Genomic DNA, 9,001 nt, shown 5'->3' with positions numbered 1-9,001 from the left:
AGTCGAGCGGCCTGCCGATCTTCCTGGGCAACCTGGAGGTGTGCACCCGCGAGACCGAGCGCATGTTCGGCCGCGACGTCTGGCAGGAGGGAGACGTCTGGGTGCTCAACGACTCCTACATCGGCGGCACCCACCTCAACGACGTCACCGTCTACGGCCCCATCTTCGTCGAAGGGGAGCTGGCCGGGTTCGCCGCCTCCCGCGCCCACTGGCTCGACATGGGCTCCAAGGACCCCGGCGGCTCCATGGACTCCACCTCCATCTTCCAGGAGGGCCTGCGCATGGGCCCGATGAAGATCTACGAGGCCGGACGGCCCTGCCGCGACCTGCACGAGGTCATCGCCCGCAATGTCCGCTTCCCCCACGCCACGCTCGGCGACATGCGCGCCCAGGTCGCCTGCGCCATGACGGGACAGCGCCGCCTCGCCGAGATCGTCACGCGATGGGGCCTCGACACCGTCACCGCCGCCCGCGACGAGATCTTCGCCCAGACCGAGCGCCTCGAACGCCAGGCCATCGCCGCCATCCCCGACGGCACCTACACCGCGGGCGGCCACCTCGACAACGACGGCATCGACCTCGGCACCCCGCTGCCGGTCAACGTCACCGTGACCGTCGAAGGCGACACCGTCCACGTCGACCTCACCGACTGCGCCGACCAGACCACAGGGCCGGTCAACTGCGGCGCCGCCCAGGCCGTCGCCGCCGTCCGGGTCGCCTACAAGCTCCTCGTCAGCGGCGACGTCCCCCTCAACGGCGGCTCCTTCCGCCCCCTCTACGTCACCACCAGGCCGGGCTCCATGCTCGCCGCGCAGTCGCCGGCCGCCTGCCAGTACTACTACTCCCACCTCGGCCTGCTCATCGACCTGGTCGTCAAGGCCTTCGCCCCCGTCCTGCCGGGCAAGGCCGCCGCCGCCTCCTACGGCGACTCCCTCATCGTCCAGTTCACCGGCACCGACCCGCGCACCGGCAAGCTGTACGTCTCCCAGGAGGCCACCGTCGGCGGGTGGGGCGCGTGGGAGGGCGGCGACGGCGAGAGCGCCCTCATCAACAACGTCAACGGCTCCCTGCGCGACATGCCGATCGAGGTCCTCGAAACCCTCTTCCCCGTCCGCGTCACCCGCTACGAGGTGCGCCCCGACACCGGCGGGCAGGGACAGTGGCGCGGCGGCAACGGCGTCGTCCGCGAGTACGAGTTCAGCGGCGACACCTCCCTGTCCCTGTGGTTCGAGCGCTCCGTCACTCCCGCGTGGGGCCTGGCGGGCGGCGCGGCTGGCGCACCGCCCCGCGTCGTCCTCAATCCCGGCACCGACTCCGAACGTCACATGCTCAAGATCAACGCCCTGCCCGTCAAGGCGGGCGACGTCCTGCGCTGCGAGTCAGGAGGAGGCGGCGGCTACGGCCCCGCCGCCCGGCGCGCCCCCGAGGCCGTCGCCGACGACCTCGCCCAGGGCATGACCACCCGGTAGGACCGGCGAACTCCCCGCCGCGCCCGGACCGGCGCGGCGGGGCGCCGGCCTACTCCTTGATCATGTCCACCAGGCGCGTCAGGCCGTCGGCCCCGTGACCCGCCTCGACCGCCCTGTCGATCATGTCCCTGATCGGCGCCAGCACGTCACTCCGCAGGCCCAACTCCTTGCTGGCCTCGAAGAAGTTCGGCATCGCCAGCTGGTTCATCGCCAGTGCCGACACCTCCGTCGTGTACTCGCCGGAAACGATCTGCTCGGCCGCGTGCGGCGTACCCTCCATCATCGCCGCCAGCCACGCCGTCAGCATCGGCGCGAACTCCCGCACGTCGCCACCTGACGCCCGCACCATCGCGAACGCGTGGTAGATCCCGCCGAACATGCCGTACATGCCGCTCAGCAACGCCAGGTCGTACAGCGCGGCCGCGCCCGCGTCCTCGCTCATGAACCGCGCCTCTGCCAGCACCTCCAGCGTGGCGCTGTGCTCCTCGAAGGCCTCCCGCGAGCCGCTGTAGAGCACCAGCGCCCCCGGCCCCGCGATCATCTGCGGCACCGCCATGATGCCGCCGTCGACGTAGCGCCCGCCCAGCTCGGCCACCCGGGCGGCGACCTCCCGCGCCTGCGCAGGCGTGCCGTTGGTCAGGTTCACCAGCACCCTGCCCTCCAGCGAACCGGCCTGCTCCAGCACCCCGAGCACCGCGTCGTTGTTCACCACGCACACCACAACCAGCGAAGAGGCGCCGACCGCCGCCGCCACGCTCTCCGCGCGCCGCGCCCCCTCCACCTCCTTTCCAGCCGAACGGTTCCACACCGTCGTCCGAAGTCCCGCGTTCACGAAGGCGCCCGCGAGCGCCCTGCCCATCAGGCCAAGCCCGATCACCGTCACTGAAGTCATGCCCCCCACCCTGCGGCGACGCCCTCTCGATCCGCTCTCGATACGGTGTCGCCCATGCGCTTCGCGATACTCGGACCACTGGAGGTCCACACCGAGGACGGCACGCCCGTCCGCGTCCGCGAACGCAAGGTCCGCACCCTGCTGGCCGACCTGCTCGCCCACGAGGGCCAGGTCGTCCCTGCCGACCGCCTCATCGACGACCTCTGGGGCGACACGCCGCCCACCGACGCCCACGCCGCGCTCCAGACCAAGATCTGGCACCTGCGCCGCGCCCTCGAGGCCGCCGAGCCCGGCGCCCGCGACCTCGTCGTCTCGCAGGCGCCCGGCTACGCGCTGCGCGCCGTCCACCTCGACGCCGCCCGCTTCCGCGCGCTCCTCGGCGAAGGCCGCCTGGACGAGGCGCTGGCCCTGTGGCGCGGTCCCGCCCTCGCCGGCCACGCCGACGAGCCCTTCGCCGCGGCCGCCATCACGCACCTCGAAGAGCTGCGCCTCACCGCGCTCGAAGACCAGGCCGAACAGCGTCTCGCCCAGGGCCACCCCGTCGAACTGGCCGCCCTCGTCGCCGAACACCCGCTCCGCGAGCGGCTGCGCGCCCTCCACATGCGCGCCCTCTACCGGGCCGGTCGCCAGAGCGAGGCCCTCGACGTCTTCACCCAGGCCCGTACCCTCCTCGCCGACGAGCTCGGACTCGACCCAGGACCCGAGCTCACCGCCCTGCACGAGGCCATCCTCAGGCAGGACCCCGCCCTCCTGCCCCCGCGATCCGACCTGCCGGCCGCGCTCACCGACCTCGTCGGCCGCGACGACGCCGTCCGCGAGGTCCGCGCGGCCCTCGAAAGGTCACGACTCGTCACCCTCACCGGGCCTGGAGGCGTCGGCAAGACCAGGCTGGCGATCGAGGCGGCCCGCGCCCACCCCAACGCCCACCTCGTCGAACTCGCCGACACCGACGACCCCGCCCAGGCCGTCGCCCAGGCCCTGCGCCTGCCCGACACGACCGACCTCACCACCGCGCTCCACGCCCGCCACCCCACCCTCCTCGTTCTCGACAACTGCGAGCACCTCATCGAGGCGACCGCCGAACTCGGCGCCACGCTGCTGCGCCGCGTCCCCACTCTCCGCGTCCTCGCCACCAGCAGGGAGCCCCTCGCCATCCCCGGCGAGCACCCCTGGCCCGTCCCACCGCTCGACCCCGCCGCCGCGGTCGAGCTCCTCCTCGCCCGCGCCCCCAGCCTCACCCCCGGCGACGCCGCAGCCCTCGTCCCCCACCTCGACGGCATCCCGCTGGCCATCGAGCTGGCCGCCACCCGAGCCAGGGCCCTCGGCGCCGACGCCCTCGCCGAACGCCTCCAGCACCACCTCCTCACCGCCGAGCAGCGCGGCACCCCGCCCCGCCAGCGCACCCTGCGCGCCGTCATCGACTGGAGCTGGGACCTCCTCACCGAGCCCGAACGCGTCGTCCTGCGACGCCTCGCCGTTCACGCCGACGGATGCGCGCTCGACGCCGCCGAGCGCACCTGCGCCGAGCCCCGCATCGACGTCGCCGACGTCCTCGCCCGCCTGGTCGACCGTTCACTCCTCAGCCCCGGCCCGCGCCACCGCCTCCTGCAGTCGGTCAAGGCCTACGGCCTCGAACGCCTCCACGAAGCCGGCGAGCTCGGCGCCATCCGCCAGCGCCACACCGCGTACTACACCGCGCTCGCCGAACAGGCCGAACCGCACCTGCGCGGCCCTGGGCAGCGCCAGTGGCTGGCCACCCTCGACGCCGAGACCGCCAACCTCCGCGCCGCCCTCGACCACGCCCCCGCCGACCACGCCCACCGCCTCGTCGACGCCCTCGCCTGGTACTGGTTCCTGCGCGGCCGCCTCACCGAAGCCCGCCGCCACCTCGCCAGGGCCCTCCGGCAGGGCCCGAACGCACGCACCGCCGCATGGCAGGCCGCCTTCACCCTCCTGTCGGGCGATCCGGCCGACCCCGGCGCCGCCCTGGCCCTCTTCCACGACGACCCTGCGGGGCTGGCCCGGGCGCAGTGGCTGCTCTCCTTCGCCCAGCGCGGCATCGGCGACGACACCGCCCACCTCACCGACGCCGCGCTCGCCGCCTACCGCGACCTCGGCGACCCTTGGGGCACCGCGGCCGCCCTGAGCACCCGCGCCGCCAAGGCGCTCCAGTCCGGCGACCTCGTCAGCCTCCACCACGACGCCCAGGCGGCCCTCGACGCCTTCCGCGCCGTCGGCGACCGCTGGGGGCAGAGCCGGGCCGCCGACCTCCTCGCCACCCATGCCGAGATCACCGGCGACTACGCCCGCGCCACCGCCCTGCGCACCGAGGGGCTCGGCCTCGCCGAGGAGCTCGGACTCACCAGCGAGATCTCCTGGCGCCTTTCCAGCCTCGGCCGTATTGCCCTGCTCACCGGCGACCACGACCGCTCCCGCGAGCTTCACACCCGCGCCGGACGGCTCGCCGCCGAACAGGCCAACAAGCCGGCAGAGGAGTTCGCCCAGACCGGCCTCGCCCTCACCGCCAGACGCCAGGGCCACCTCGACGAGGCCGAAACCCACCTGCGCGCCTGGCTCGACTGGATGCGCAGGCTCGACGCCAGGCCAGGCAGCGCCCTCGTCCTGGCCGAGCTCGGCTTCGTCGCCGAGCAGCGCGGTGACCACGTGGGCGCCCTCGACCTCCACCTGCAGGGACTGGCCGCCGCCCGAGCCAGCGGCGACCCCCGCGCCGTCGCCCTCGCCCTCGAAGGGCTGGCAGGGGCGCACTCCCTGGCAGGACGCCACGACCTGGCCGCACGCCTGCTCGCCACCGCGGCCGCCACCCGTCGCGCCGTCGGCGCTCCCCTGCCCGCGGCCGAACGCGGCGACGTCGACCGGGTCGAGGCCCGTGTACGGCAGGCGCGCGGCACCACCGACGCCGCCCCGCTCCCCCTCGAGGAGGTCTCGGGCGTCGAGGAACATCGAAGCCGGATCGGCGGATCGCCGGACGCACGTCCTTGAGCAGCCGTCGGGCCAGCGGTAGGGAGGGGTCTGCGGTCTAGGTCGATCCCTTGGCGACCCCTGTATGACGTAGATCACATCCCACCACGCGAACCCGCGCCGGCCGTACGGGCGAAAGCCGACGAACCAATGCGTAGGGACGCCTTCCTGCGCCTTCCGGCGCCGCGGCCGCTACGACGCCAGTCATCCCGACCGCGGCGTCCGGATCGAACAGGGGGTGCGTGACGCCGCAGGCCGCAGCGGCCTGGGCATCTGGCGGGAGGGAGACGTCGATCTGGCCATCCGCCACTACGACATCCTCGACCCGGTCACCTACCGCTACCTGGGTCGCCAGAAAATCTGGCTGCGTGATGAGCTGCGTCCCGGCGAGAGCGAACCGGTCGCCCGCAAGGGGGCGGTCTGGAACACGGCCCTGCTGTCGTCGGTGATCGTCGACCGTCCCGGCCAGCGGGAATGAGCGCTCACCGCACGGGTGGGAAGCCGACGACGTGTGACGTCCGCGTGCCCTCGTCGCTCTGACCGCTCGCACGCACAGCCGGAAGATGTCGCCTCCTGCGACGAGTGATTGGTACGAGCCCCCCGCCGACCATGCAGCCCGTCGGCGGGCGGCCTAATCCGCGGAGATCGCAGTACACGCCAACTCGTGAGCTGCGCGTTCACACGCTTTTGCGGTTCCGGCTTGCCCCGCCCCATGACACGGGCTTCCCTCACATGTCACAAGATCTGTTACGGGCGGGGGCTGCGCAGTGCCCGAAGGCCAAGCGAACCACATGGTGTTATGCAGCCTTCCGTATGGGACGGCATGTCGCACGCGGCATCCACCACGACACCGGGCAGGTTGGATTCGAAAGCATGTCTCCTACCGACCGGGGGCCGAGATGGCAGGCGAGTCGATCTCATTGGACGATCTGATCGCACAGCAGGAGCAGCAAGGCCTGCCGAGCATTGTCGAAGCTGTCGCCGACCGACCCGACCATGTCAAGATCACGCCGTATGCCGTCGGCGCCGGTCCCCTGCGTTCCCACGCCTTCGTTGTGCCGAAGGACGCCGTTGAGTCCGTCACCACCACCGAGGAGTCCCATACCTGCTGCGGCAAGAAGTCCCCGGTTGTGGAGACCACCTTCGCCGATCCGATCTTGAACGACGTGCTCCAGCAACTGAGCAGAGCGTTCCCACGAGACGTCCCCCGGCGATCGGCTCGGGCAGGCGGACCGGCCCCAGGATCTCGCCGGCACCGGCGAGTGCGGGCAGACGGTATCTACTGCGATATCGCGTACCAGGATTGCATGGGCTACTGCCTGCGCGAGTACGAGTACGGCAGCAAGGAATTCCGGGAGTGCGCATCTGATTGCGACGAAGGCTACTGGGAATGTCTGGGGCCGGATTTTCCCTGAGAAGGCTTCCCTACTGATCAGCGGGCTTCCTGTCCCGCGAACAGCACCCGCTCCCAGTAGTCCTCCTGCAGTGAGCGTTCTTCCTCTCGCTTCGCGGAGTGGAAGGACAAGGATTGTTTTGACGAGCTGACCTGCGAGAAGTGATTGCGCAGGATGCGCCAGGTTTTCAGCTGGGCGTTGGCACGCTCGCCGGGTCGCGGAGTTGGCGTGGGCGGCGTTGGCGGCTTTCTGGCTTCGCGACGTACTTCTCGGCGCAGTCGTCGCCGTCGCCGGTGTCCACGAAGATGTCGCCGTCGGTCGGATCGTGGAAGTGCCGCGCGGATGGCATGGGACGACGCGGTCGCCACCCACATCAACCGGCCGCTCCGCCTGACGCACGGGATCACCCGGACCCGCGTGGCACGCGGGGCGACGAGTACCTGTTCATGTACCGGCTGTCCAAGGCGTCGATCGATGAACCACCGGGACTGGCGCGCAGGCTTTTGGCCGATCCGATAGCGCCGGCCGGACGGGGTTTGGCGCTCGCCCCAATGCCGGGCAGCGGACACGCTCCCACACTGATGGCGTGCTCACCTCAGGTTCAGAAGGCGGTCGTCAAGCCTGCGCGCTCATGACCGCGCTCCTGCTCGCCACCTCCGCATGTGGAGGGCCCGCGCGCCGGCCATGCAGCCCACGCTCATGCTCTTAGACGAGCCCGACTCCGCACTCGACCCGGAGCTCGTCGGCGAGGTGCTCGACGTCATGCGCGCCCCGGCGCCACGAGCGCACGCGCACCTTGGCCAAGGTCCTGTGAATCCCCCTCCCGAAAGGAACAGGCAGCCATGCCAGCCACCAGAACACGAGCGCTGCTGGCCCTCGCCAGCCTCACCGGACTACTCGCCGTCACCGCCACCGCCTCGCCCGCCACCGCCTCGCCCGCCACCGCGGCTGCCCTGCAGCACACCGACCTGACCAGCGCCCTGGACGCCGCCCTGGCCGAGAGCGCCGCCAAGGCCGGCGACCCGGGTGTCCAGGCGGTCATCCTGCGCAACGGCCGGCTCGTCTGGTCGGGGAAGTCCGGCAAGGCCGTCGACGACCCGCCCACCCCCGTCACCGACGACACGCTGTTCGGCTTCGCGAGCTACAGCAAGCTGCTCCTGGCCACCTACGCCCTCAGCCAGGTCGAGGCCGGCGAACTCGCCCTGGACACCCCGATCAGGGCCTACATCGGCAACGATGTGCCCGGCTCCGGCGTGGTCACGCTCCGGATGCTGCTCAACCACACCGCGGGCTACCGCGACGTGTACGCCTCGCCCGAGCTCGCCCCGCTGCTTCCCGGCGGTGACCGGTACCAGCCGGGCATGCCGTACACCTGGCAGATGATCGCCCGCGGCCTGCGCGCTCCCGTCGGTCCCGGCAAGGAGTACAGCTACTCCAACACCGGATTCCTCATCCTGACCCACGTGCTGAGCGTCCTCGCGGGCGGGGACCAGAAGCTCACCGCCGCCGTCAACGCCTTCACCGCCCGCGCCGGCTCCGTCGCGCCCGAGGACGGCAGGGTGCTGACGATGGAGCGCAAGCAGTCCGACTACGCCCGCTTCGCCCATGGTTACGAGGACTTCCCCGACCTGGGGACGATCGACATGTTCACCTACTTCGGCGACAACGGCATCCCGACCGACATGTTCGGTCTGCCGTGGGGCGACGGCCTGTTCGCCGGAACGGCGCTCGGTGGCGCGCAGTTCATCGACGCGCTGTTTGCCAGGAAGCAGCTCCTGAAGCCGGCCACCGTGCAGGCGATGATCAGGCCCACTCCGCAGTCCGTCGCGGAGAAGGAGCCCTACGGCATGGCCACCGAGAGCGTCGATGCCGGCAACCGCGCCTGGCAGGGACACTCGGGCGCCTATGGCGGGTTCAACACGCTGGGCGGGACGGACCTCGACCGCGGGGTGACGCTGATGGTCGTGACCAACCGCCTGGGGACGGACGCGGCCGGCACGATCTTCAAGCGGCTGGCCAGGACGTACGCCTCGGCCACGAGCTGAACCACCTGACCGTGCGGAGTGGCCGCCATGACGGCGCGGTTACTCCGCATGGTTTTCGCGAACGCACAAAAGCCCCCGTACTGACTTCTGCGTCCTGGCCAACGGCAAGACAGGTCTGCGCTGTGATGCTGACCGGCATGGCATTTGCGCAGTATGTCGGGCGCGCCGGTCGAGCCGACGCCGGTGCGGCTGATCACTTGCTCGGAGAACCGGCCCATGACG

At 71.5% G+C, this 9,001-nt stretch carries 6 protein-coding genes and 1 pseudogene; 6 read left to right on the top strand and 1 reads right to left on the bottom strand.

Annotated elements, in window-relative coordinates:
- A partial coding sequence (locus tag ABFX55_RS09370) for a hydantoinase B/oxoprolinase family protein (RefSeq protein WP_346119602.1) occupies positions 1-1,469 on the top strand: 1,469 nt, incomplete at its 5' end.
- Positions 1,470-1,518: 49 nt separating this feature from the next.
- On the opposite strand, the gene ABFX55_RS09365 is transcribed toward ABFX55_RS09370, so the two are convergent.
- A complete protein-coding gene (locus ABFX55_RS09365) occupies positions 1,519-2,361 on the bottom strand; it encodes an NAD(P)-dependent oxidoreductase (protein WP_346119600.1) in 843 nt (280 codons plus the stop codon).
- A gap of 54 nt (positions 2,362-2,415) precedes the next feature.
- On the opposite strand from ABFX55_RS09365, the gene ABFX55_RS09360 reads away from it, so the two are divergent.
- From ABFX55_RS09360 to ABFX55_RS09340, 5 genes and pseudogenes are all read left to right on the top strand, one after another.
- Positions 2,416-5,361, top strand: a complete 2,946-nt coding sequence (locus ABFX55_RS09360) for an ATP-binding protein (RefSeq protein ID WP_346119598.1) — start codon at positions 2,416-2,418, stop codon at positions 5,359-5,361.
- Between the two features lie 217 nt (positions 5,362-5,578).
- Positions 5,579-5,818 (top strand): hypothetical protein, encoded by a 240-nt coding sequence (locus tag ABFX55_RS09355; RefSeq protein ID WP_346119596.1) that lies wholly within the window; start codon positions 5,579-5,581, stop codon positions 5,816-5,818.
- A 421-nt stretch (positions 5,819-6,239) separates the two neighbouring features.
- The gene (locus tag ABFX55_RS09350) at positions 6,240-6,755 is read left to right on the top strand and encodes a hypothetical protein (protein WP_346119594.1); all 516 of its coding nucleotides are present in this window, start codon (positions 6,240-6,242) and stop codon (positions 6,753-6,755) included.
- A gap of 648 nt (positions 6,756-7,403) precedes the next feature.
- Positions 7,404-7,502 (top strand): annotated as a pseudogene (locus ABFX55_RS09345) (ectoine/hydroxyectoine ABC transporter ATP-binding protein EhuA); the annotation flags it as partial.
- Between the two features lie 74 nt (positions 7,503-7,576).
- Complete coding sequence (locus ABFX55_RS09340; RefSeq protein ID WP_346119592.1) at positions 7,577-8,779, top strand: serine hydrolase domain-containing protein; 1,203 nt, start codon at positions 7,577-7,579, stop codon at positions 8,777-8,779.
- Positions 8,780-9,001: the final 222 nt, after the last annotated feature.

It is taken from the genome of Nonomuraea roseola (genome assembly GCF_039535395.1).
GTDB lineage: Bacteria > Actinomycetota > Actinomycetes > Streptosporangiales > Streptosporangiaceae > Nonomuraea > Nonomuraea roseola.
The sequence above is the reverse complement of the archived record's forward strand: the minus strand, read 5'-3'. Positions and strand labels throughout refer to the sequence as shown.

Excerpts from the sequence above, each read along its gene's own strand:
- ABFX55_RS09365 (WP_346119600.1), bottom strand. The coding sequence starts at position 2,361 with ATGACTTCAGTGACGGTGATCGGGCTTGGCCTGATGGGCAGGGCGCTC.
- ABFX55_RS09360 (WP_346119598.1), top strand. The coding sequence starts at position 2,416 with ATGCGCTTCGCGATACTCGGACCACTGGAGGTCCACACCGAGGACGGC.
- ABFX55_RS09350 (WP_346119594.1), top strand. The coding sequence starts at position 6,240 with ATGGCAGGCGAGTCGATCTCATTGGACGATCTGATCGCACAGCAGGAG.
- ABFX55_RS09340 (WP_346119592.1), top strand. The coding sequence starts at position 7,577 with ATGCCAGCCACCAGAACACGAGCGCTGCTGGCCCTCGCCAGCCTCACC.